This is a genomic window from Sporomusa rhizae (assembly GCF_041428845.1).
GTDB classification, from domain to species: Bacteria; Bacillota; Negativicutes; order Sporomusales; family Sporomusaceae; genus Sporomusa; species Sporomusa rhizae.
This window is the reverse complement of sequence record NZ_CP156925.1, coordinates 821,133-845,932: the sequence shown is the minus strand read 5'-3', so window position 1 is coordinate 845,932 and position 24,800 is coordinate 821,133. Positions and strand designations below refer to the sequence as shown.

Here is a 24,800-nt window from a genome sequence, read left to right as displayed (position 1 = left end):
TAAAATTTTATATTGTCTAAAAAATCCATCCATATACTGAATTGGTCCGCAAAAATTTATAAACTCGTACCTCCTCTAATTCCTACTACCTCATTCATGCAATCGCCTAATTATAAATTAGCTTATTAAAAAAAATCAAAAACAGAAAGAAATCTGCGATTATTAACAAATTAAATTACCCTTAATAATTCGAGATAATTTCGAAGTATAAATTTACAAAGGAGAGGCAAGATGGATAATCGTCCTTTATGGGAAAGACTATTTTACTATTTGATATCCTTTATTTTGCTAATATTTTTAGGGTGGATATTAATTTATAATCTCCAACATCAGCAATCTATAGATACGAATAATCTTTTAATTTTACTATTAATGGTCTTTATAACTTTAGGTTTTGTTTTTGATAAAATCTCACTTGGTAAAATATTATCGGTCGATCGTCAAGTAAAAGAGCTAGAAAAAAAACAGAAAACAATCAATGATGATAATCATAAATTTAAAGAAGATATAATGAAAACTCTTTTAACCTCTATAACACAAGTAAATCAATCAACAAGAACATCAAATAATATTCACATTGCTTCTGTTTTACCAGCTACTCCCGAGGATAAAAATACTTCAGAACAAAACGAAGAAAATAACACTAATCACGAATTATCCTGTAATGATAATTTAAATAACCAAAACTCTTGTATCTCTTCAATAACAAATAAGGGAAGTAATAATCCTTCCCATAAAGATTATTATATACCTGCCCAGTTAAGGCCATACATCTCAATGGAAATGCTTGATACTCTAAAGACTTCAAATTGGCGAGGAGTTCTAACTAATAACATAATCGCAATGATTGCAATCATTGCTTGTGCTAGAAAGAAAGGAATAAGCGCAGATTCTATATCATTTGATGTAAAAATTGGCTTAAATAATTCTGACTTTGTTAGTAAAAGAATTGTCGTATTTGATGGATTTTCCAAAGTTTTATATGCTGATTTATTTTTTGAAGTTCGAGTATGTCGCATACCTTATAAAATAAACCTTGACAGAATAGAAGTTATGCTTAATCAAATAAGAACTTATGCGACAACAAACAGCGTTCAAGCTAAATTGATATTTATTAACGCTATTTATGACGACGATAGATCCGATAACGAAACCATATTTTTGAGAAGAACTCTAAACCACCATTTAGAGCCTGCTATAAAACAGGGCTTGTTAGAGATTGATACATTTGAAGCAACGCAAAGTAATATTCTTGATGTTTTTAGGCTAAACTGCGAAGCCGCAGCTACCAATCTAAAGTAAATCAGAATAGAACGATACATCATAGCCATAGGTATGTCAAAATATAATCGACTAAAGAAAGGGATTACTCTCTCGTCTTTAGTCGATTATTGTTCTAGAGAATACCAAAAGGTACCGTCAAGATAGTTTCGCACGCTTACTGTCTAATTTCATTTCGGGACTAAAGAGTTAGGCATAAGAAAAACTGCCCTTTTAAGTTGGGCGGTAAATAATTTTCTCCACTTTAATTAATGACAAATGTGCTTCTATGTATAAAAATTTATTTTCCTTTTCCTCTTGTAAAAACCATCATAACAACCGGGGCGACTGCTAATGCAATCTTACAAGCTTTTTTTATTGCTCCACCGGCTAAGTTTCCCTTTTTCGTTAAACAATGCTTACAGATAACCCCATCATTTTCTTTTTGACAAAAGATACATCTACTCATCTCGGTCCCTCCAACAGCAGTTTATTTCCAGGTATTTCAAACATTACATTTTCGACGTTTTGAGGTATGTTAAATCGGTTAACTAGACTTATGTCCCCAAAAGCTTCTTAGGGTTATCATACCAATATTCATTAGTTATGTTCCCATCGTGAACTAATCCAGACATTACTTTCATTTTTTCATAACTAATTTTTATTATATCTTTAGCAGGTTCTAATACTTTTTTAAGTGTATCTTTATACCCAATAACTGAATAAGCTAATATCAATAATCTTGTTGCCTCAAAATATGCATACATTCCTTCTTGAATTGTAGAGTATCGCCCCTCGACTTCTTTATAAAAATCAGAATAAAAAAAGGACTTCATAAAAAGCATAAATTTGCTTTCAGGAATAGCAATTTCTGTTATTTTATGTTTCCACAAAAAATATTTTCTGAAAGATTAAAACACTTACGCACCGAACGCAAGGTTTCTATGCAGAAACTTGCTGAAGAAATCGGATTAAAAAACAAAGGAACAATTGGACAATTTGAAACTGAGATAACAGCACCATCTGCAGATACGCTTATTAGACTCGCAGATTATTTTAATGTGTCACTTGATTACTTAGTAGGGCGCTCCAATAACTCTATGAGACGATAAATAAGTGAAAAAACAATATATCCGCTATAATAAAAACGCCTAAAGCATTTTAAACCGGGAAAGTTCCGGTAGCTTTAGGCGTTTTTTATGTTGGAAAAGGTTTCACCAACAGTACAAACTAAATTTCGTGACACGATAATTGCGTCATGCAATCAACTCTACCGTAATGGAAACCATCCCATACACTTTTTCCCTGACACATATGAATGGGCTAGTAATATGTTTGTTTGTTAACGCGTTATATTCCTGGCAGGTTTAATGTGCAAGTTAACACCCTGTTGCTTGCATAGTAGTTTCAATTCCTTATAGGTAGCCTATCAATTGGTTACGCCCTTTCGTGTCGTGTTCGGCGGGTTTCAAATCCTTAAGGTTGCCTAACAACGAACAGAGTCCAGGCCATGTTGCAGAACGTTGTGAGGTTTCAAATCCTTATAGGTAGTCTATCAACATAAGAGATGTATCAGATACATTAAACCCGAGTTTATCGTTTCAAATCCTTATAGGTAGCCTAACAACTCTATAGCAAAACCTAAAGATATAGTCGCAAAGGTGTTTCAAATCCTTATAGGTAGCCTAACAACAAAGAAAAACTTCGCCGGACAAGAGAAGAATACGGGTTTCAAATCCTTATAGGTAGCCTAACAACTTTTTTAGTGTTTCATAGTCTAGCCCCCATTTATCAAAGTTTCAAATCCTTATAGGTAGCCTAACAACGCGACTTCTCTTAGACGCCTGGTGCAGCTTCTTTGAGTTTCAAATCCTTATAGGTAGCCTAACAACGCGACTTCTCTTAGACGCCTGGTGCAGCTTCTTTGAGTTTCAAATCCTTATAGGTAGCCTAACAACCGGTTGCCGAGATAAGGAAACTATGCAAATTACAAGGTTTCAAATCCTTATAGGTAGCCTAACAACTTTGGACCTTCGATTCCGCTTATAGTTAGTGGAAATTGTTTCAAATCCTTATAGGTAGCCTAACAACTTTGGACCTTCGATTCCGCTTATAGTTAGTGGAAATTGTTTCAAATCCTTATAGGTAGCCTAACAACGCACCGCGCCCATCCTGGTAGCGCGGTACATAGTGAGTTTCAAATCCCTATAGGTAGCCTAACAACCAGCCTGTAACTATTAATGGAGCTATTCCTAACACAAGTTTCAAATCCTTATAGATAGCCTAACAACTGCTGGTTAGAAATAACTGGATTCACTTGCGATTTGTTTCAAATCCTTATAGGTAGCCTAACAACGTTTCTAAGCCGCTCGGCAAATCGGCTTCGTTATTGAGTTTCAAATCCTTATAGGTAGCCTAACAACATGTTAGCAATAACTCAGTTAATGTAGACATAGCGTGTTTCAAATCCTTATAGGTAGCCTAACAACGTACAGCAACTATTAGAAATACCTTCACAAATGCGATGTTTCAAATCCTTATAGGTAGCCTAACAACAAATCTGGTACTGAATTAGTTGCCGGTCTTGTACCAGTTTCAAATCCTTATAGGTAGCCTAACAACGGGATATTTATTTCGCTGGCAATGATGTTGTTTAAAGTTTCAAATCCTTATAGGTAGCCTAACAACCAATTTTGAAATCAAAAAACATTTTATAGATTGCAGTAAGTACAGGATTTCTAGCCTATATAGTATTAACATGATAAGGCGATTCTCATCGGTATATAAAGCAATCCTAAATTTGCAGAAGTACTACTGAAACCAGGTAAATTCTAGGAGTTCAGGCTTTTTTTATTTGTCGTCGCCCCCCCGGCATTTTTACGCTATTATAGGTCGACAGCAAAAAACTGAATTATATTACTTGTGGGCATTCGTTCAAGTCCGATAATTTCCCGGCTTGAGTATTTCGTTGTCCACATGCTGTACACAAGACTTTAGGAGCACTTTAGTTGCCAAAACAGGAACGTCACTTAGTATCACCTTCACAACTTTTCTTTTTAAAACACAATCCTATTTGAGTTTGACAATATAAGGTTTCTTTCCTTTTTCTACACTTAATTAGGATCAATTTAGGTAGCAAAATAGAAATGTACTTAAGCAATATAGCTTCTAACAAAACCGTCCATATTCAACTTTTCCTTAATTACCTTTAAAGCTGCAAAGTGAGCGGCTTCCGCAATACTTACAGATTGAGCATGCGGACCGATATCTAAGCAGGTAATAGAAATATTGTTAAACCATTTCTTTTATCATAGGCGATTCTAACATTTTCTATCGGCTGTGGAATGGACCGTAGAAATTTTGCTTGTTTTGATCTTCCATCCAAATCTAAACTTATAAAAGCCCCTCCACATGCATCTAGCATTTGGTTTCCATGTTGTGCTTTTCTTCTTAATTCGCTACATTTATCCATTGCTGCTTCGGAAGCTTTCTCTAAAGCCAGTTTCATAACAGATTTTAATGTTTCTTCTGTAAGATTATTCATTCCTTGCCCTCCTATTTATTATGATAATTATTCCAACTACTTCATACGTTTAATGTCCTAAGGATTTTTAGCAGCATATCTAGCTAAAGATTCTTCTTCCATAACTCGCGGATTTATAAAAACCCCTCCATACTATAACCTATTGAAATTACACTTCGTTTCGAAATTATCAAATCCTTCCTAATATGACAAAGTTTTCTTTTTCTAATAAAAGAATGAGTCATTTTATGTTATACTTATGGAAAAAGTTATATCTTCAGGGTGTATTTTCCACGAAAAGAAACAAACGATAACGATGTATTGTCTTACTAATCTGAGTCACCCGTTTTATCATCCAAAACTAGATTAATAGCCGGATTATAAAGTAGTAAAGCTTTAGTAATTTGAAAGAAAAGGTAGCTATTTGATGTTCTCAATTCCTCGATCGGAGATCATCAAGATACAAATTAGTAAAGGTGGAACTATGAACTTAAAGACACTACAGTATTGGCATAAGTTGGAGCATTTTTATCCATATATTTTGAATGAGCAGAACAGCCCTTATATAAAGACTTTTTCGGTCAGCGACGAATCCCAATTTCCAGATTTACAAAATCCTGCTGTTTCAGCTACTAAGATAGTTAGACGCTATGCTGTTTATCTTGGAATTTTTCGGATGGACAGCGCACTACGCGCCTTGGAAAATGGTATGCAAAAGCCGATGAAATTTCAGGACGCCGGAGATGATGAAAGCTGCTTTTGCATGTTCACATTATCATCTGATGGTGTTTTCGAACCCGAGAGTTTTCGTATCTCGTCTTTCCCTTGGGCCATACACAGAGTAAGCGATGGCAATATTACCATCGACAAGTGGGATGACGACTTTAATGCTTTTGAGCAAAAGCTTTTCCACTATCTTAAGGACAACAAAGAGCCATGTACTTATACTTTTTTAGAGACCACTCGGGATTACTTTGCGTCACAAATAAACTGGAATCTTGACTTTTCTGAATGCTGGCTGCGGGTTGATATGATTTTAGGCGATGCTAACCTAACAAATGAACAAGACGCTGAAATGACTTCCGATGGTAATGAAGACAACACCTCTGAGGACTTATTCGAAGAGGCAAAGTCTGAAAATGAAAATACTGATGAATTGGTCAAACAAAATGACCTGCTTAATAGTTTCTATGTCAGAGATCTCGAGCGAATTATTCAAGCCCTGCAAGAAAATAAGGATGACTATGGGCAAGCCTTTGAGAAATACATAACACACGACTCAGAACCAAAAGTAAATGTTGAATCTGACACTAAGGTTTTGTTTGACTTAATGTCTCCCGCACATCTACCATTTGGTCGATGGCCCAGCAAATACGGTATGCGTTTTATGCAGCAAGTGGATGTCAGCACGTTTTTGTGTAAAGATTCCAAATATCAACAGGCTCTCTTTTCGGTAAATGGCCCTCCGGGAACTGGCAAAACGACGCTGCTCAAAGATATCATTGCAGCAATTATTGTAGAACGCGCCATGGATATGGCTAAGCTCGACACACCAGATTCTGCTTTTGGAAAAGAAATTTGCCAGATTACATATAGAGGCTTTACCAACCGGGTGCGAGACATTATCCCCCCGATTAAAAACCACGGGATTGTAGTAGCATCAAATAATAACGGTGCGGTTGAGAATATCACCAATGAACTGCCTTCCATGGAGGAACTGCCGGAAAAATACCGCGGCGGAAAGTATCATTATTTTTCGGAAGTCTCTGACATGATTTTGGGTAAAGAAAAAACCTGGGCACTCAATGCTGCTTCCCTCGGCAATAAGCGTAAGCGAAGCGCTTTTATTGAAAAGTTTTGGCCACTCTCCGGCAAAGGCGATGAATATAACTTAAATCAGGACCTACGTGAAAAGATCAAAAGCTCGTCACCAGAGAGATGGAATAAGGCAAGACAGTCTTTTGCGCAAGCACTGGAGGCTGTAAAAGTTGAGTATGTGCATATCAAGAAAGCATATTGTCAGACACGCCTGTTGTTGAAGAACAGAGATAAGCTAGCTACATTGGCTGAAGATCTGCGAAATTTGGAGTCACAGATTCGTACCATGGAGGAACAGGTTAGTACCTATAAAGATGCAATAGCCAATTATACACAACGAAAAGAACTTCTAATCCAGCAGAAAGCGGATCTGAACAGCACTGACCAATTTTTGTGGTTGAAAAAGCTGGTGTTTCCTAATCAACCGCTGGTTCAAAAATATAAAGAGATTGTTAATGCACTGACACAAAACAGTATCGACCTGGTAAATACTCGAGATAAACTTGCTTCCGCCAAGCAACAGTTGCCTCCCTCAATCGAACAAAAACAGATTTTGCTGAAAGAAATAGAGAAAATCCGACAGATAATTGCTCTATTTGAGGCGGACTTGGAGGTTTTCCGTACTCAAACAGACTCCCCGTACCGGATTGATGAATATTTTACCGGCAATGCTAATGATGGAGTAAGCAAGTCCTCCCCATGGGGATATTCCGCGTTGAATATACTGAGAGAGCAACTCTTTTTGGAAGCGCTTCAACTTCACAAAGCATTTATATACAATTCAAAATATCTACGGGAAAATCTTGATGCTTTTGGAAAAATGATGCGTGGAAAAATCCCAGCAGGGCAGCTATCCATTGCGTCACCAATTCTACTTCAAAGCCTATTTCTGATTGTTCCCGTCGTGTCGACCACCTTCGCGTCAGTTAGCAGCTTTTTAAGAGATATTCCTAAAAATGAAATCGCCTATCTTTTTGTGGATGAGGCTGGACAGGCTACGCCTCAATCAGCCGCCGGAGCTGTGTGGCGAGCAAAGAAAGTGATTGCTGTGGGTGATCCACTTCAAATTGAACCTGTCGTAACCCTGCATGACACTGTGATTCAGGCATTAGCTGAATATTACCATCAAAGCCAGTTAATTGCTGACAAATATACCAGTATGCAAAGTCTTGCAGATCTCGCTAACACTTTCGGCGGGTATCGAGAATTCGATAATAACAAATTGTGGATTGGTGCGCCACTTGTGGTTCATAACCGTTGCCAACGGCAGGTTTTCCGCATTTCCAACAAAATCGCCTACGACAACAAAATGGTGTACGCCACAGAGGATCATCAAGATGCCGTTTGCCAATGGATTCATGTGTCTGGAAGCAGTCAAAACGGCCATTTTGTAATAAATCAGGCTAAAGCAATAACAGGAATTGTACTTGATAGCTTTAAAGTGTTTGCACAGACTGATAAGAAAAAGACGAAACTGCCTTCCCTGTTTTTGATTACTCCTTTTAGAAGCGTCAGGGCTGGAATGGCTAATCACTTCCGTAAAGTACTTCCAGATTTACTAACGCAAAAAGGAATAGACATCTCAAAGGAAGAGCTACGTAAATGGATTAGTACATCTATCGGCACAATTCATACATTTCAAGGTAAACAGGCGGATATCGTCATACTATGTTTAGGTGTAGGTTCTGATGGCAAGAACATAGGAGCTGTAAACTGGGCCAGCGAGCGGCCTAACATCCTCAACGTTGCCGTTACCAGAGCAAAAGTACAGTTATACATTGTAGGCGATAAAAATATTTGGAGTAATAAATCTTACTTTGATATAGCATATCGGTATTGTTGTGATATAAAATGAGAAAGAAACTCATACAATAGCTTCATTTAATCTCATCCTTTGGGCAGTAGGAAATGCCATTCACAAAACCCTTTACGCTTATTATGGTCGGACTGGCACATCTTATGGAGCGGCTCAAACTACCGCATGTCCAACTGCTCGCGCAACGGGTAGTCAGCGTTATGCAATGAAACCACTCTCCAAAGAAGAAGTTGTTTTTGCTGCAAGCCTCGGAGGCTGGGCTTTAAATGTTAATCACCCCGTATCACAAAAGTTGTGTCTGGGGTGATTTTTTGTGCAAAAAATTTTGCATATTAGCCGCAGCAATTTGCAAAGTTTCTATCGGGGATACGGTTTTTTGCAAACTTCTCACAATGCATCTGATTCCCGGTAGGTTTAATGTGCAATGAGAATACCGTTTTAACGCGCAAATTAACACCTGCTACTTGCATAATAGCTTCAATTCCTTATAAGGCCCTAACAACCCTCCCTTCAGATGCAACACTTCGACACTAACCAAGTGTCAAATCCTTATAGGTAGTCTAACAACGAGCAGGTGAACTGGCTATTTACCACCCTGCATTATAGTTTCAAATCCTTATAGGTAGCCTAACAACCCTAAACGCAATTCGTAGTACTTTATATCCGGTTCGTGTTTCAAATCCTTATAGGTAGCCTAACAACGTCCTCTCCCCTTCTCGCTCAAGGACTTATAAGCCCGTTTCAAATCCTTATAGGTAGCCTAACAACGTTTTAGATTTGTCACCCAGCCTTCTGCCGGCGCAGTTTCAAATCCTTATAGGTAGCCTAACAACATAATTCTGTAATCTTGGCAATCCCACGGCGTTAAAGTTTCAAATCCTTATAGGTAGCCTAACAACTAAATTCCATCATAATACTTGGCAGGCTGTAGATAGTTTCAAATCCTTATAGGTAGCCTAACAACGATTGTTACCGAGACTGGTCAAACACTAAAAACTGTGTTTCAAATCCTTATAGGTAGCCTAACAACCCATATAATGCCTGAATCTATCGGCACTTTACGCATCTGTTTCAAATCCTTATAGGTAGCCTAACAACATTGATTGTTTTTACAAGGACTTCTATTCTGTCTCTGTTTCAAATCCTTATAGGTAGCCTAACAACACACTCACATTCATGCAGTAGTCACCGGGTAACTGTAGTTTCAAATCCTTATAGGTAGCCTAACAACCTACGGCACCTCTGGTCAATGCATCTGCCGGAGTACCCGGGTTTCAAATCCTTATAGGTAGCCTAACAACCTATTAGCGGCATGAGCATACCGCGTAATTCTTCTTGTTTCAAATCCTTATAGGTAGCCTAACAACCTACGGGGTAAACTCGAAGCTGTGCTTGGTGGTCCGGTTTCAAATCCTTATAGGTAGCCTAACAACGAAGATGCAATCCAGGAAGCCGCTAACTGCCGCGAAGGTTTCAAATCCTTATAGGTAGCCTAACAACCCCCAGTCGGAATTTTACTCCATTGCCAGAGCAAAGTTTCAAATCCTTATAGGTAGCCTAACAACCAATTTTTAAATCGAGAAAACATCTTATAGATCCAGTAATTACGATGCTTCTGGCCTATAAAGTATTAATGCGGAAAATGCTCCTTCTTAACAGTATATAGCGTAACCATAAATTTCCATCAACGCTGCTGAGACCAAGTAATTTCTAGGAGTTCAGGCTTTTTTTATTTGTCGTCGACCTCCCGGCCTTTTTACGCTATTATAGGTCGACAGCAAAAAACTAAATTATATTACTCGTGGGCATTCGGATGATACAACCCCAGCATTTTCATTTATTGCTGCTTTACCTAAAAAACAAGCTTTTCATCAGATATTGGTCGAAATACAGCTTCTCCGTCCTGAGGGTAACGGGGGTATCAGGGGAACGGGATTACTGACTTTAGGTAGCCTATCAACTGAATTCTTGCAGATTTGGAAAAATCCTGCAGCTTAGGTTCCAATTCCTTATAGGTAGCTTAACAACTTAACGTTCCAAATGTTTATTCCTGACGGTTATCTTGGTTTCAAATCCTTATAGGTAGCCTAACAACTCCATAGCTTGTACTGTAGCAGGTGATATTTTTGCATGTTTCAAATCCTTATAGGTAGCCTAACAACCTTGATTATATTATACCGTACATTGTACGTACAGTGTTTCAAATCCTTATAGGTAGCCTAACAACTGCGGGATATATATGCATGGGGGCCGGAAGATGATGTTTCAAATCCTTATAGGTAGCCTAACAACCTTGTGATCGTCATTATTTATGTACCTCCATCCCGTGTTTCAAATCCTTATAGGTAGCCTAACAACAAGAGGTTGCAAGGGCGAATATGCTGCTGAATCACATGTTTCAAATCCTTATAGGTAGCCTAACAACTGTGCTACCCTTGCCGACGGGAACAGGAGTATTTGGTTTCAAATCCTTATAGGTAGCCTAACAACGATGGCAGGAAGCTAATTGACATGAATATATCAAGGGTTTCAAATCCTTATAGGTAGCCTAACAACTTTAGCCATTTTCTTTTCCTCCATCTTCCGAGCTACGTTTCAAATCCTTATAGGTAGCCTAACAACGCAGTTGTACCGGCTTGGATGCACTCGGCCAAAATAGTTTCAAATCCTTATAGGTAGCCTAACAACTCCGGCAGCACTCCTGTACCGACCTTCATTTTTGTGTTTCAAATCCTTATAGGTAGCCTAACAACGTGCCGCGCTGCTGGTATCTGTATTGTGGCGGCTACTGTTTCAAATCCTTATAGGTAGCCTAACAACACATGAGTCAAAATAGCACTGGCTTCCCTATAGGTGGTTTCAAATCCTTATAGGTAGCCTAACAACGCAGTCTGCTTGAGTGGCGTGGGCAGTCGGTTGGTAGTTTCAAATCCTTATAGGTAGCCTAACAACCTGCATGCTAACCGGCATTGACTATGAAAAACTGGGTTTCAAATCCTTATAGGTAGCCTAACAACGTCAGCAGAAGTGAATTTGACAAGGTAGCCGATCAATGTTTCAAATCCTTATAGGTAGCCTAACAACGGAAGGCGCCATTACTTTATGGGTTGATTTATGGGTGTTTCAAATCCTTATAGGTAGCCTAACAACCAATTTTGAAATCGAAAAAAACATCTTATAGATCCAGTAATTACGATGTTTCTGGCCTATAAAGTATTAATGCGGAAAATGCTCCTTCTTAACAGTATATAGCGTAGCCATACATTTGCATCAACGCTGCTGAGACCAAGTAAGTTCTAGGAGTTCAGGCTTTTTTTATTTGTCGTCGACCTCCCGGCCTTTTTACGCTATTATAGGTCGACAGCAAAAAACTAAATTATATTACTCGTGGGCATTCGGATGATACAACCCCAGCATTTTCATTTATTGCTGCTTTACCTAAAAAACAAGCTTTTCATCAGATATTGGTCAAAATACAGCTTCTCCGTCCTGAGGGTAACGGGGGTATCAGGGGAACGGGATTACTGACTTTAGGTAGCCTATCAACTGAATTCTTGCAGATTTGGAAAAATCCTGCAGCTTAGGTTCCAATTCCTTATAGGTAGCCTAACAACAAGTCTCCAGCTTCTACGACTCGCCTGGCGCATGGTGAAGTTTCAAATCCTTATAGGTAGTCTAACAACTCTTCGCTTTCCCGAATCGGTACTTGCGTTATACCTTGTTTCAAATCCTTATAGGTAGTCTAACAACACTGCGGCAGATGTCGGATGATACTGGTATGTGGACGTTTCAAATCCTTATAGGTAGTCTGACAACTCAGCCTTACGAGCTAGTGAAGCTCCCCTTTGACCACGTTTCAAACCCTTATAGGTAGTCTAACAACTCAAAGTGATATATGCAAGAGTACCGCAAGACTGTAGTTTCAAATCCTTATAGGTAGCCTAACAACCAAATAGTATTGATTTTGTTGAGTTATTAAAAGAGCGTTTCAAATCCTTATAGGTAGTCTAACAACGGAAGGAGGCATTGCATGAACGTAAAACAAGAAAAGTTTCAAATCCTTATAGGTAGTCTAACAACACGTGCAAGGTCAGGCAGATATTGAATCCCAAATGATGTTTCAAATCCTTATAGGTAGTCTAACAACGACTAATACAGGCACCATCTTATCACCCCTTTTCTAAGTTTCAAATCCTTATAGGTAGTCTAACAACATATGCCATCCTCGGCATACTGCGTGAGATACCATCGTTTCAAATCCTTATAGGTAGTCTAACAACCCGGGGTTGGAATTTATACCCGGATTGGTCAGAATCAAGTTTCAAATCCTTATAGGTAGTCTAACAACATATTGACCGTCTTGGCCGTGGCGATATGGAAGAGGTTTCAAATCCTTATAGGTAGTCTAACAACCCCAACGATCTAGCCATTCACCGGTTGCGGTTCTGAGAGTTTCAAATCCTTATAGGTAGTCTAACAACCCGTCAGGTGTTGCAATCTTTGTACCTGCAACAAAGGTTTCAAATCCTTATAGGTAGTCTAACAACACTTCCCGCAGTTGGAAAGGAGCAAGTTCATAATGGTTTCAAATCCTTATAGGTAGTCTAACAACGTAACCCGGCCTAGCCGGGGTCGTGCTGAAAGGAGCGGTTTCAAATCCTTATAGGTAGTCTAACAACTAACTGTATGTTTCTTCAGCATTGTCAGTTAAACGCGTTTCAAATCCTTATAGGTAGTCTAACAACGTGACGAAGTAGCTGAAACACTAAAAGTAAAAAGAAGTTTCAAATCCTTATAGGTAGTCTAACAACGTATGGGCAAGGGGTTTGGTGATGTCCGTAGTGCCTGTTTCAAATCCTTATAGGTAGTCTAACAACTCTGGTGCCGACTTTGCGATTGTAACTGATCCGAAAGTTTCAAATCCTTATAGGTAGTCTAACAACTTCCTCGTATGGAGATATAACCAAAGTAATAGAGAAAGTTTCAAATCCTTATAGGTAGTCTAACAACGCCCTGATTCGTCGGCGCGTCGAAAGCTTTGACGCAATAGTTTCAAATCCTTATAGGTAGTCTAACAACGCAATATGGTCATGGTGCAAACGTAGAGGATTGACGGGTTTCAAATCCTTATAGGTAGTCTAACAACACTGAATCAATTCCATATACAGAAGATATGTTGGCTCAGTTTCAAATCCTTATAGGTAGTCTAACAACACGGACTGTCTGACGGTGAGAAACTAGAAGCCGCTTTGTTTCAAATCCTTATAGGTAGTCTAACAACATGACCTATCGCAACCCCCGCGATCAGGCCAACAATGTTTCAAATCCTTATAGGTAGTCTAACAACGAATTGTACATATCGTGGTACGGAGTGCTGTACCGGTTTCAAATCCTTATAGGTAGTCTAACAACAATATGAGGAAAGATGAAATGACTGTCGCGAAAATGTTTCAAATCCTTATAGGTAGTCTAACAACCCATGTATTTGTAACTATTAGCAGTTTTTGAATAGGTTTCAAATCCTTATAGGTAGTCTAACAACCAGCACAGAAAAAGCAGTTACAGCTGCTGATTCATCAGTTTCAAATCCTTATAGGTAGTCTAACAACGGTGTTAACCAGAGTCATTACAACAGATGGGAGAATGTTTCAAATCCTTATAGGTAGTCTAACAACCCATCGAACACAAGAAAACATGGGGCTTTATACTTTTTTTTGTTTTGACTATATCCTTCTCACTTGAGCTTAAAGCCCAGAAAAGCTGAACTGTCTTGTCGTCGGCCTCCTGGCATTTTTGCGCTATCTTATATCGACGACATGTTTTAATCCTGGCTAGGTTTATGAAATATATTCCGGCATAACCCAATGTTTTCCTGCTGATTTTTTTTGTTTTTTACTGGTAGCACCCTATAACCCTTGAGTTATTTAAGGTTGTCTGAGGGGACGGAATTCCAGCCCCAGATCCACCTCCTATCTCGCTGCTCTCTAGGAATGTCACCAACTCCGTCATCTGACATCCCCCGAAATACGCAGTGGCGAAAGTTTAGATAATCAAGTCCTGCCCTCCCTTGCAAAGTCCCATAATCTCCCGCTGAGAATAACGAGTGGTCCGTAAGGTATAAAAGATTACTGAGTCTTCGTTGTCAACAATAATCCTGTCCAGTTCCATTTTTAGCTTAGCCAGATTCGTCTCTGATATTTCACCTTCAAACACAGAGTTTTGCACCCAGTTTAAGTATTTCCGGCAACGTTTCAAAGCCTTTGTCACCCGTTTTTCTCCCACATCATAAACCAGGATTACAAACATAACAGTCCCCCGCTTCCGCGTATTTATCTCAGTTATTAGGAAGATCATCGGCTATATCGGCGACAATCGAAATACCATCCTCTCAAGCTCTCAATAATGCAATGTTCACATTTCTGCTGTGTATAAATCATACCGTGACAATGCGTTTTATGTGAAAGGCCCCTCTGATCTCTACCATTGTGAAACGAACGGCTCATAGGCCGTCTCCCCCATCAAGTGTTTTTCCAGCTTGTACAGTTCCAGCCGGATTAGACGCCGGTAGGATACCGGACTGCCGATATCGCGATGAGTTATGGTAGTTTTCAACCGGCTTTCCATTTCTTCGACAAACACCCGCCGTCCGCTCTCCTTAAGCAGCAGACCGCCTGACTCTTTTTTAAAATCTTTCTTGCTAATCATTTTTTTACCGATTAAGGTAAAAATTACTCTATCCACCAGAATGGGCTTAAAGATTTCGGCAATATCAAGATTCAGGCTGAACCGCCGGAAATTGGTCGAGTGCAGGTAACCGATCCGCGGATCGAGATGGGTTTTGTAAATTTCGCTCAATACAGTAGAGTAGACAATCGAGTTACCAAAGCTGATCAGCGTATTCATTTCATTCTTTGGCGGTCGCTTCGACCTGCCTTCAAAAATAAACTCTTTCAATCCGTGGATGGCATCGAAGGCTTTATAATACTGCTCTCTGATGTTACCCTCAATCGCCATTAGTGTCGGAATTTCCTGCGTATCTCCGATCTTTCCCCTGAGTTCCTCAATAGTTGCCAGTTGCAGAGCAACATCTTTGTCGCGGTTCTGGTAATATTTTAAGACCTGGCGAATATTTTGCGCAGCGCCGGTGACAAATTGACGAGCCAGTTGTATTCTCGCCGTTTCATCCAGATATGCTCCGGCCTGACGCAGGATCATGTAGCCGGAATTATAATGTTCTCGCGGATAAAATGTACCGCTATAGTAGCCGTAATTATTAAAATAGTGAATCATGATTTCCTTTTGCGAGCAAAACTCCAGAAAACGCTTATTGATGTCCACCTCGCCGAATACCATCAATTCGGAAGTGTCTTCAACCGGAATATATTTTTGTTCTCCCTCTTCATTCATGAAAAAAATTGTATTGTCCTTGCGCCTTAGCTGTCCGCTCGAAAAGATATACAGCGTCTTTTTCATCACTTGTCCTCCACTATGCCCAGCAGAACTCTTTATAGGCACAGTTTCTGCAAAGGGCTATTTTTTTTGCCTGCGGCGGTCTTGTCTCGGTGGCAAGCTTCCGGATGGCCGCTGTCGTTTCCGCCAGTTCCTGCTCAATATCCGCAGTCAATATAACCTCTTCCTTTTTCTTTTCTTTCGGAAAAAGCAGTTCGCCCCGTGCCTCAATGCCGCGTCCTTTTAACTCCAGCAGATAAAATGCCAGTTGCATCCGGGCACTGGTTATGTATTTAGAACTTTTTTTGACTTCGCCGATAACCATGCCATCTTTCTCCTGCCGCACAATGTCCAGACGGATATTGCCCAGGGTAATTTCTTTACTCCGGTCCCTGGCATAGGTTATTTCGTGTAGAAACCGCCCCAAATCCATGTTGGCGTCATCTTCATCCGGGTTCACCTGATGCAGCATCAGCCAGACTTCTCTTTTGCAGCAGTAATAATACCAAATATGGGTGCCAGTAACAGCAAACTCCAACGCATCCATCCTTTTCGCCCCCTCTTCCATCCAGTGTTAAATGAATGAATCAAATCCTTCCACTTTGCGTTTAGCTAGGCCGCAAACCGGATGATAATCACTTTTATTCAGCAGACAGGGTATCCGCTTCTCGATGTATGCTTCCCGCCCTACAAGCGAAAGAGCTAAATCGGGCGGCACGTTGATGACATAGTGATTCATCAAGATCATAAACTCTTTTTTCTCTTGAAATGTCATGCCGGTATAATAGTCCCGGTCTGCATAACGTTCATAAATTTGTTCCGGCGTCTCCAGGCTGAGACGATGCTGTAAATCGACAAAGTGTGAAGGAAAGAAGGCTACATCTTCGGCTGTCGCCTGCCAGGGAACAAAGACCGGTAGACGGTAGGCGTCCTCGTTGCCAAACGGCTTGAATTTCTGACCCAGTTCGGGCCAGTTCCCCTCATAAGCGGCTTGAATAGCCTGCGTGCCCGCTCCATAGGTATTGTGGGCGAACATGCGCCGGTAATATTCTTTGATAAGTTCCAGCAGTTCCGACTCCTGCCACACCTCCTGCTGCTGCAGCAATTCATCCGTTAATTTCTGCAGGAAAGGGGCATAAATGCAGCCACGGGTATTTTTTTCACCGTTACGCAGAAACAGCATCAAGGTCAGCAAACCTATTGCTCCGCTGAAATTACGGTTTACCCTCCCTGCCGCCTGTATAATCGACGGCAACACCGGCAGCGCCCGCATAATATGGTGAAAGCTGAGATCAACACCGGCCTCAAGGATCTGCGTCGACACCACATATAAACGCTTTTCTTTGGTCTCTTCCCGCTCATGGAAGGTTTTGATTTTTTCAATCTCCACCCGTTTATGCAAAGGAGCCATCATGCCGTGCAGAAGCTTCAGTGTGGTCGCGTCCACTTTTTCCGCCAGCTTCTGATAGACAAGATAGGCATCGGCAATGGTATTGACAATAACTGCCTGCGATACGGCCTGTTCCGGCAAATAGCCGGTCATATAGTTGGCAACCACCTGTTCATCCATCTCGCCGGCCTGCTCCACCCGATAACGTTCGACCCTAGCAGCCGGGGCAACAACCAGACGACCGGGGCGATTCTCCTGAGAAAGGCCGTAATCGAACGGCGGCATCGTAGCCGACAGAAAAAGAACCCGCAGATTGTATAGTTTCGTCGCTGCTTCCAGCCCGTGTAAAAAGACGTTCCAGCTTTCCGGTGCAAAAATCTGCGGTTCATCGATAATCACCACGCTGTTAGTCAAAAAAGCCCGCCGTAGGGTGTCCTGCGCCCTGCCGGGAAACAGAGCCTTGGAAAACTGCTGAAAACTGGTGCAGACAATGGGCGCAGCCCAGGACTCCATCACCAGTTGACCGTCATGTAGTTGCCCTTCCTCTTCCGCTGTTTCCGCTTCGTATTCCGGTTTGTTTTTCTGACTGCCGTTTAAAACGGCCAGCGAATGATGTTCCAACACCGGTTCGTTTAACACTTGCTCAAAGACACTGCTGGTCTGTTCCAAAATCGACAAATATGGCGCCACATAAACCACTTTCCCGTAGTTATACTGTCTGCCCAGCCAGACGGCCAGCCGTAGCGCGGTAATCGTCTTGCCGTAACCAGTCGGCATTTCCAGCGTATATACCCGGCGCAAAGGATCGGCGGCCAGTTGCTGCAGAATCTGCTGCTGCGCCTGACTGCGAACAGCCGTCAACGCCGCCTCACCAGCCGAATGGCAAAAAGCATCGATTAAGCGGTCATGTCGTGCATGCCCGGCCTGGTCAAAGCTGACACCGGTAATAGGTGCCACATGAAATCGATCGCCGGCAATCAAAGCTGTCGTCAGCTCCCGCCAAAACATTAAATGCCGCATTAATTTCCTTGTTTCAGGAAAGCGGCCTTCATCCAATGTTTCCGCCGCCTCGTCCTGAACATCCCCTAGCTGAGTCACCCACTGCCGCAGCACTGTTGCCGAAAGCTCGGACTCAACAAAATCAGGATAAGTCTGCTGCAAAAAAGCTGCTATTCCCGGCAAATCGATCTGCTTCCACGGCCCGTTTTTCATCCATAACTTATCGCCAAAGCTCTTCAGCGCACCGTGATGATCGGCAATATCCCGCGCCAGCCACAGCCAAACCTGCGCATACTCCGGCCACCGCTTGTGCGACTGTAGCCAATGATAGCCGAGATAGGAAAAAAGGAAAGCTCCTTCCGGAGCATGGTTAGGGCCCTGGCGACGCTTTCCCTTGATATATTTCTGCCATTCATGGTGACACTTCACCATATCATGGCAAACACCGGCCAACCCGGCCAGCAGTATGATGACCGTATCATCGGTTATTTTTTGCAGCCGGGTTTCCATGGCCGCCTTGACCGCCAGCAAATGATCAATCAGCCAATGTTTTCTCTCGCCCTCATCCGGCCGGGCGATGCACTCGGCAAACGGCACTATACTAAACATATCAGATCCTCTCCAAACGCCGCCAGTTGAAAGTCCACCGGCTCCCTCCCGGGAACAAAGCGAATCGGTTTGCCGTCTTTCTCATAGAGAAAATCCACCGACTGTTCAAAACGGCGGCTACCCCTGTACTGCCGCAGATATCCGCCCGCCCGGCAGTAATAGCGGTCAGGTCTGACAACGAGACGACCGATCATAGCAGTCGGCACCACCGACTTACTTTCAATTTCATCTGCCGTTGCGACCGGTTCTACACAGGGATATACCCGGTAGAGCAGCGGCTTAGTCAGTGCATAGGCAGCCCCCAGATAAGTGGCATATACCGTCTGTTCCGCCGCCAACGCTGCGATTAAGGCTTCTGTATACTCTTCGCCTGTGTAATAAATACGATAGGCAGGATTGACCAGCAGTTCAATCGTAGTCGGACGGTTGAACGCCGCGCCGGCGTCTTTGCCCAACATCGACATCTGCTGCGCCACTGTCCGCACCGGCTGCAACAACTCGATCCCCACCCGATCGGCGGTCACGAAGTCCTCAATGCCCAATATCGCACCCACCAGGCCCTTGGCCGCTGTCGGCGTAATAAAGGGATAGGTCAGTTGCGTCGCTGTCGTATCCGGGCGGCGAAAGTGGCCGATGCTCCCTTTGACATCAAATGCAATTCCTCTCATGGCGTTCTCCTTTTACCATATCGGCTGAACAAACGGTTGGATATCGCCGCTGACGTTCACGCCGGGATGCAGCCAGATCCGGCAGCGAGCAATTTTCTCCTGTTTTTCAGCCATAACCGCCAGCAGTTTAGTCAAGTCAAATGAAACATCCCGCAGAGAGGACGGCTGCTTACCAGTCGCTTTCCAGGCCGCCGCATCGGGCGACATGGCAATCAGTTCTTCCGGGTAGCCAATACGGTAGAATGGATCGCTATACTCAATATGCACCATAATTAACGGCTGCTGCTGACCCCGGCCTCTGGCTTGGCGGTGCTGCGTCCCCTGCCACAAAGCTCGCAACAGCAATTCCTGATCCTCTTCCGTCATTCCCGAATGCTCCGCTGCCTTAGCGTTAATTACCGCCGGCATGGCGAACACGGCAAACGGCAGCGTGTAGGTTGTCCAGATCGTCCCCTGGGTCTTTCCTTCACCCTCATCGTTGGAATCGGAACTAGGCATCACCACCGTCCCCTGTACATACTGAGTATCGACCGGATGCAACGAATGCGCCCAGCCGAACTGTACCGGACCGGTCAGGTTAAACTTCGGTTTGACCGAATAAACAATTCCGAATATGCGTACATCAAAACAATGCGCTTTCAGCACACTCTTCATGTCATCTTTAGCCTTTTTCTCCTCACCGACGCTTTTGGCAATCTCTTCTGCTAAACTGCCCCGCCCTAAGAGCTTTCCCTTGTCATTGACCTTTTCCTGAACAAAAATATGATTTTTCTGCGCCGCACCGCCATTTGGTTCATAAGCGATAATAAAATCGCGCACATCCCGCTTGATGCTGACATCGCTCAGGGAAATACGGCCGTCTTCCTCCGGAAACAGCCGTCTGGCATCGCTGTCATTTAAGGGATCGCGGTTGGGGATGCCGTCCTTTACCGATTTAACAAAGACGATTTCACTGCTATTCATTGTCGCTGCCTCCATTTTCATTCTTTTTATCGGTTTTATAAAGCAGGTATCCGGACCAGAAAGCGGTCATAAACGCGTCCTTCTCCGGAACCAATTTTTCCTGACATGCAAGGAGGCCAAGCAAAGTCTCCGCCATCACCGGCCGGAAATTCGCCGCCAGCTTCATACTCCATTGTTGCGCCAGTTCTTCGCAGCGCAACAGGCCATTCTTCCAGATCATTTCCGGCGTCAGCTTGCTGCCGAATTTCATCACCCGCTGTTTGACAAAATCCTTGCCGGTTTTTTGATAATAAGAATTAGAAAATTGTTTAAGCAGCAGTCCCGCCGCGAAACCCAACTGCTCGACTGATGCCAAATGCTTCAACTCCAGCTTGCCCTGACCATATAACGATCGAAAATCATTCCAATCCGCCAATATGCTCACTCCTCCCTGCTTCTCTAAAATCTCCGCTTCATAACGCTGCAAAAAGTATAAAAAACTGTAGAAAAAAACCAGTTCCTGCGCCATTTGCCAGTATTCTTCCTTATTCGCCAATTCATTCAGCCGACGGGCCGTCGTCAACCGCAGCCGGTGAGTCCGCAGCGGTTCTTTGTGAAGAACCGCCTGTAACGTTTCCCAGGTATAACCCGGACCAAAGGCATTGGCAAGCAAAGCCGGCAGGGTCTTCGTCTTATAAACATCAGTTCTTGGAACACTAAAGGCATCCTGTATTTCACCTGTTTCATCCCTGACAAGCGCTTCTACTATCTTTTCAATCCGGCTGGCTACGCTGGGTATTACATCCTCAATCATTGCCCGGATATGCATATTGCCGCGGGACAAATCGCCGGAGTAATACAGTATCGTCAGCCGGTGCTCATCACTGAATTCAGGAATAATTTTTCTGGTCAGTCCGGCCAGTACCTCCAGGTGAAGATCGCTGTCGCTTTGCTTTTTATCCTCTTTTTGCAACATGCGACGATATTTGGCAAAACGCTGCTGCGAATCGCCGTCCGTGAGCGGCAAAACCATCGGTATGCCGTAAATTGCCTCAAAACTGGATGTTTTCATATTCTTTTTGGCTTCCACGCTGGTAACCGGGGCGAACATTTCCTTCAGCACAGCGCTGGAAACCGGCACCTGAATTTCCTTTAAAAAGTTTACGCCGTAAAGATAAGAAGCATAGCTTTCCGCATCAATCTTGATGCCTTTCGTCCACTCATTATCCGCCCAATAAATAGAGCGAGGCATGTCCCAGGTGGGCGACAACCACAGCCAGGATTTATTGTAAATAGAAACGACCTCATCTTCAACGCGGTTCGTAAAGGTGGAAACCGCATTCTGCTCTTTGCCTAGTTCGGCCGCTTCGTAAAACTTGGCCAGACCGATATTCTTCAGTGTTTTCTCACCGTCAATGTACAGGTAGTTTCCGGGATACAGTTGGCTCTCGCCGATCAGCAGCAAATTGGCGTCGTTATCCAGGCATTCTGCTCGCTGTTGGAATACCGGCAGCGTCGCATCATAGAGCATCAGGATGCCCAACTGCTTCTCCTCAGTAATCAGTTCGGCTGCTTTGGCTGCCAACAAGGCGGCAACCCGGTCCGCCAGCAATTCCCTTTTCGCCGCCGGCCACTCTCTATAATGCAAGGTAGACTGCAGCCGTGGCAGAAAAAATTCTTTCTTAAACTCTTCCACAGTTCCTAATGCTTTAATATGCGGATCATACAACAAATAACAAGGCAAGGCATAAACTCCCTGCGCATGCAGCGGATTGCCGCCGTTGGGGTAAAAAATAGGAAATGCCGTGCTTTTCTTGCCGTAAACCTCAAAGTCTTCTTTGTTCTTCTCGGGTTTCACGACATTGCCTAACTCCATTTGTTGAAGGCGAAGTTCCGTCTCAGCCACTTCTACTAAAAGCACATGGCGGAAAAAGTTCTTGCAGTTTGGGCTGAGGTTGTCCGTAAGCAGCGCAATTTTTTCTCTACAAGGCATGTTCCCGTTTTTGATCGGCCGGCCTATACGAATGATGGATTCGGCAAGCATTGCTTCACCTCCTGAAAGTTAAAACTTTATAAACTTTGTCTTTTAGTATATTTCATCTTACAGCAGAGCTAGTCTACCTAAAAGGAGCTAAAATAGGGTAAGGATGCGCTTGCACATCCTTACCCTATTTCGACCAATCATTTCCATTTCCTGCATAAATCTACAAATTTAACAGAAAATTTCCTATTTTACTTCTTTATATCATCTAAAAATTCGTACGATTCCATCGGCTTGACACAGATTTCATAGAACCCGATCATTAACAACCTTAACTTCCAGATATCTCTTCACTGATATTCAATACTCCATAAACGGCCAATCTTTTCTGCCTTACCTTCCTGTCAGTTCGACACAGCCAAACCCCTGGCTGTTCTTGCCGCCGATACCAGTATCCACTGCCAGTTGCAGCAATGGCTGCGGGCCATTCAATACCAGCGTGCCGGCATAGGCTTTAATGATCGTCTCCTTATAGACAATCAGCTTCATCTTTTGCAATCCCAGAGGCTTAACGTCGACAGTACCCTCCGGTGAATCGCCGCCGAACAGTGCACCGTATTTTTTGTGAAGATTTTCATTGAACAAACGCCCATAATCCGACTCCCCAGGCTGAAAATAAACAGTATATTTTCGCTCATTAGGCCGGAGCATTGTGCTGTAAAGTACCGCCGGTGACAAGGTTCTGACAACCGCCCTTTCCCCGTTAACCGTTAATTGGCGGGTTTTCACCTTTTCGATCATCACATTTTGCGATCCCAGCCGCATGCTGCCCCTAGTCATCAGCACAGTGACCAGCGACTGGCAGAAATCGGGAAGCGGCGAGGAAATCGTCAGTTTGACCTCTTTGTCAAATTCGATTGTCTTTTTAACCTTGTCCATGCGATAAGGTCCTTGTAGCAGCGAAAAACTAAACAACTTAAATGTCCGGCTGCCATTCCTATAGCCTTTTTCATGCAGAAACTCGGCCAGATCTATATCAAGGGAATGATATAATGCACTTTGCACAAGGTAATTGTAACTGACCGGCAAAACCAGCCCTTTTCCATCGGCAATACGAAAATAGATATCCAAATGCATAGCTTGTCCCCCTATGCCACTGCACTGCGGAGCGGCCTTTTCTAATTCTGCTAGAAAACTAAAAGCAATGGCATCTGTGAAGGGTTCGCCCCTTACAGGTAGGCTAAAATGCTATCCTGTGCCACAGTCACAGATTTCGATTCCTTATAGGTAGCCTATCAACCATTTCTTGAGAAGGTTCGTAAGTTCCTCTCTCAGAAGTTTCAAATCCTTATAGGTAGCCTATCAACCAAGACCCCGATGAGAGGGCAAGAAACGTAATCCATGGTTTCAAATCCTTATAGGTAGCCTATCAACTAGGAATAAAAATTGCCAGTCCTTTAATAAAATATAGTTTCAAATCCTTATAGGTAGCCTATCAACATACGTTATCGCCTGTCTGAGTGCGCCGGTATCAATGTTTCAAATCCTTATAGGTAGCCTATCAACGTGCCAATCAATCTTTGACCGAGTTGACCAAAGCAATGTTTCAAATCCTTATAGGTAGCCTATCAACGGAGCAGGCGATTAAAACCATAGACCTAAAGAAAGCGTTTCAAATCCTTATAGGTAGCCTATCAACCCATATCCGTACATACTGACACTGGGAAGGTCTACGTTTCAAATCCTTATAGGTAGCCTATCAACGTTGAGGCAATACTCACGGTAATCTAGTTGACTCGGTTTCAAATCCTTATAGGTAGCCTATCAACATGTTGCGAAAGATTTGGCCGAGGTCTTTTCTAGAAGTTTCAAATCCTTATAGGTAGCCTATCAACCAAGAGGCTAAAGATTTTATCGACAGCTATAAGAAGGTTTCAAATCCTTATAGGTAGCCTATCAACAATCGGGCTAAATGGGATAATCTTGCCCTCAGTGTGGTTTCAAATCCTTATAGGTAGCCTATCAACATCGTAGAACGCAGTTAATTGCCCGAGACCAAATAGGGTTTCAAATCCTTATAGGTAGCCTATCAACGTTCTAAAAGCCTTGGAAAGTGGCCGGGATTACACAGAGTTTCAAATCCTTATAGGTAGCCTATCAACGTTAGAAACACTGATGCCATAGAAGGTATCGCCATAAAGGTTTCAAATCCTTATAGGTAGCCTATCAACGAGGTGGACAAGGCCAAAACAACGTTGATTTTGTACGTTTCAAATCCTTATAGGTAGCCTATCAACAACGAATGGAAAGAAAAGAAAGTCCAGGATTACTACAAGTTTCAAATC

The 24,800-nt window shown here is 42.6% G+C and carries 14 protein-coding genes, 1 pseudogene and 5 CRISPR repeat arrays (1 of these 20 only partly in view); of the genes and pseudogenes, 3 read left to right on the top strand and 12 right to left on the bottom strand.

All coding sequences use genetic code 11. From position 1 onward, the window contains the following. Window positions 1-231: 231 nt before the first annotated feature. A complete protein-coding gene (locus tag SRRS_RS03855; protein ID WP_371366393.1) occupies window positions 232-1,302 on the top strand; it encodes a hypothetical protein in 1,071 nt (356 codons plus the stop codon). A 259-nt stretch (window positions 1,303-1,561) separates the two neighbouring features. On the opposite strand, the gene SRRS_RS03850 is transcribed toward SRRS_RS03855, so the two are convergent. Together SRRS_RS03850 and SRRS_RS03845 are read right to left on the bottom strand one after the other, a co-directional pair. Continuing rightward, complete coding sequence (locus tag SRRS_RS03850) at window positions 1,562-1,729, bottom strand: hypothetical protein (RefSeq protein ID WP_371366391.1); 168 nt, start codon at window positions 1,727-1,729, stop codon at window positions 1,562-1,564. Window positions 1,730-1,817: 88 nt separating this feature from the next. Continuing rightward, window positions 1,818-2,153 (bottom strand): hypothetical protein, encoded by a 336-nt coding sequence (locus SRRS_RS03845; protein ID WP_371366390.1) that lies wholly within the window; start codon window positions 2,151-2,153, stop codon window positions 1,818-1,820. On the opposite strand from SRRS_RS03845, the gene SRRS_RS03840 reads away from it, so the two are divergent. Next, complete coding sequence (locus SRRS_RS03840; RefSeq protein WP_371366388.1) at window positions 2,142-2,372, top strand: helix-turn-helix domain-containing protein; 231 nt, start codon at window positions 2,142-2,144, stop codon at window positions 2,370-2,372. The two genes, SRRS_RS03845 and SRRS_RS03840, sit on opposite strands and share 12 nt — an antisense overlap. A gap of 292 nt (window positions 2,373-2,664) precedes the next feature. Beyond that, a CRISPR array of direct repeats spans window positions 2,665-3,948; the repeat unit is 30 nt; unit sequence GTTTCAAATCCTTATAGGTAGCCTAACAAC. 580 nt (window positions 3,949-4,528) lie between these two features. Here the strand turns inward: SRRS_RS03840 and SRRS_RS03835 are convergent. Continuing rightward, a complete protein-coding gene (locus tag SRRS_RS03835) occupies window positions 4,529-4,804 on the bottom strand; it encodes a hypothetical protein (protein ID WP_371366387.1) in 276 nt (91 codons plus the stop codon). Window positions 4,805-5,267: 463 nt separating this feature from the next. On the opposite strand from SRRS_RS03835, the gene SRRS_RS03830 reads away from it, so the two are divergent. After that, entirely contained in the window at window positions 5,268-8,456 is a 3,189-nt protein-coding gene (locus tag SRRS_RS03830) for a DEAD/DEAH box helicase (RefSeq protein WP_371366385.1), read from the top strand. Window positions 8,457-8,891: 435 nt separating this feature from the next. Further along, window positions 8,892-9,982: a CRISPR direct-repeat array (repeat unit 30 nt; unit sequence GTTTCAAATCCTTATAGGTAGCCTAACAAC). Between the two features lie 433 nt (window positions 9,983-10,415). After that, window positions 10,416-11,567: direct repeats of the CRISPR family, unit length 30 nt; unit sequence GTTTCAAATCCTTATAGGTAGCCTAACAAC. Between the two features lie 434 nt (window positions 11,568-12,001). After that, window positions 12,002-14,092: a CRISPR direct-repeat array (repeat unit 30 nt; unit sequence GTTTCAAATCCTTATAGGTAGTCTAACAAC). Window positions 14,093-14,459: 367 nt separating this feature from the next. Here the strand turns inward: SRRS_RS03830 and cas2 are convergent. From cas2 to cas6, 9 genes and pseudogenes are all read right to left on the bottom strand, one after another. Beyond that, window positions 14,460-14,723 carry a CRISPR-associated endonuclease Cas2 gene (cas2, locus tag SRRS_RS03825; protein ID WP_371366383.1) on the bottom strand — a complete coding sequence of 88 codons (264 nt, stop codon included), beginning with the start codon at window positions 14,721-14,723 and terminating at the stop codon, window positions 14,460-14,462. A 171-nt stretch (window positions 14,724-14,894) separates the two neighbouring features. Next, window positions 14,895-15,890, bottom strand: a complete 996-nt coding sequence (gene cas1b, locus SRRS_RS03820) for a type I-B CRISPR-associated endonuclease Cas1b (RefSeq protein WP_371366381.1) — start codon at window positions 15,888-15,890, stop codon at window positions 14,895-14,897. Between the two features lie 13 nt (window positions 15,891-15,903). Beyond that, the gene (cas4, locus tag SRRS_RS03815; RefSeq protein WP_371366379.1) at window positions 15,904-16,413 is read right to left on the bottom strand and encodes a CRISPR-associated protein Cas4; all 510 of its coding nucleotides are present in this window, start codon (window positions 16,411-16,413) and stop codon (window positions 15,904-15,906) included. A gap of 27 nt (window positions 16,414-16,440) precedes the next feature. Beyond that, complete coding sequence (gene cas3 / locus SRRS_RS03810) at window positions 16,441-18,864, bottom strand: CRISPR-associated helicase Cas3' (RefSeq protein ID WP_371366378.1); 2,424 nt, start codon at window positions 18,862-18,864, stop codon at window positions 16,441-16,443. After that, window positions 18,852-19,361, bottom strand: a complete 510-nt coding sequence (locus SRRS_RS03805) for a hypothetical protein (protein ID WP_371369954.1) — start codon at window positions 19,359-19,361, stop codon at window positions 18,852-18,854. The genes cas3 and SRRS_RS03805 overlap by 13 nt, the downstream gene beginning before the upstream one ends. 42 nt (window positions 19,362-19,403) lie before the next feature. Next, a pseudogene (gene cas5 / locus SRRS_RS03800) lies at window positions 19,404-19,532 on the bottom strand (CRISPR-associated protein Cas5); the annotation flags it as partial. A gap of 12 nt (window positions 19,533-19,544) precedes the next feature. Then, a complete protein-coding gene (locus tag SRRS_RS03795) occupies window positions 19,545-20,495 on the bottom strand; it encodes a CRISPR-associated protein (RefSeq protein ID WP_371366376.1) in 951 nt (316 codons plus the stop codon). Next, the gene (locus tag SRRS_RS03790) at window positions 20,488-22,518 is read right to left on the bottom strand and encodes a hypothetical protein (RefSeq protein WP_371366374.1); all 2,031 of its coding nucleotides are present in this window, start codon (window positions 22,516-22,518) and stop codon (window positions 20,488-20,490) included. Before SRRS_RS03790 ends, SRRS_RS03795 begins: the two co-directional genes overlap by 8 nt. 330 nt (window positions 22,519-22,848) lie before the next feature. Then, window positions 22,849-23,592: a CRISPR-associated endoribonuclease Cas6 gene (cas6, locus tag SRRS_RS03785; protein WP_371366372.1), complete on the bottom strand. Its 744-nt coding sequence runs from the start codon at window positions 23,590-23,592 to the stop codon at window positions 22,849-22,851. A 133-nt stretch (window positions 23,593-23,725) separates the two neighbouring features. Then, window positions 23,726-24,800: direct repeats of the CRISPR family, unit length 30 nt; unit sequence GTTTCAAATCCTTATAGGTAGCCTATCAAC (it continues 483 nt past the right edge of the window).

Excerpts from the sequence above, each read along its gene's own strand:
- SRRS_RS03840 (WP_371366388.1), top strand. The coding sequence starts at position 2,142 with ATGTTTCCACAAAAAATATTTTCTGAAAGATTAAAACACTTACGCACC.
- SRRS_RS03795 (WP_371366376.1), bottom strand. The coding sequence starts at position 20,495 with ATGAATAGCAGTGAAATCGTCTTTGTTAAATCGGTAAAGGACGGCATC.
- cas1b (WP_371366381.1), bottom strand. The coding sequence starts at position 15,890 with ATGAAAAAGACGCTGTATATCTTTTCGAGCGGACAGCTAAGGCGCAAG.
- cas2 (WP_371366383.1), bottom strand. The coding sequence starts at position 14,723 with ATGTTTGTAATCCTGGTTTATGATGTGGGAGAAAAACGGGTGACAAAG.
- SRRS_RS03830 (WP_371366385.1), top strand. The coding sequence starts at position 5,268 with ATGAACTTAAAGACACTACAGTATTGGCATAAGTTGGAGCATTTTTAT.
- cas4 (WP_371366379.1), bottom strand. The coding sequence starts at position 16,413 with ATGGATGCGTTGGAGTTTGCTGTTACTGGCACCCATATTTGGTATTAT.
- SRRS_RS03790 (WP_371366374.1), bottom strand. The coding sequence starts at position 22,518 with ATGCTTGCCGAATCCATCATTCGTATAGGCCGGCCGATCAAAAACGGG.
- SRRS_RS03835 (WP_371366387.1), bottom strand. The coding sequence starts at position 4,804 with ATGAATAATCTTACAGAAGAAACATTAAAATCTGTTATGAAACTGGCT.
- cas3 (WP_371366378.1), bottom strand. The coding sequence starts at position 18,864 with ATGTTTAGTATAGTGCCGTTTGCCGAGTGCATCGCCCGGCCGGATGAG.
- cas6 (WP_371366372.1), bottom strand. The coding sequence starts at position 23,592 with ATGCATTTGGATATCTATTTTCGTATTGCCGATGGAAAAGGGCTGGTT.
- SRRS_RS03850 (WP_371366391.1), bottom strand. The coding sequence starts at position 1,729 with ATGAGTAGATGTATCTTTTGTCAAAAAGAAAATGATGGGGTTATCTGT.
- SRRS_RS03855 (WP_371366393.1), top strand. The coding sequence starts at position 232 with ATGGATAATCGTCCTTTATGGGAAAGACTATTTTACTATTTGATATCC.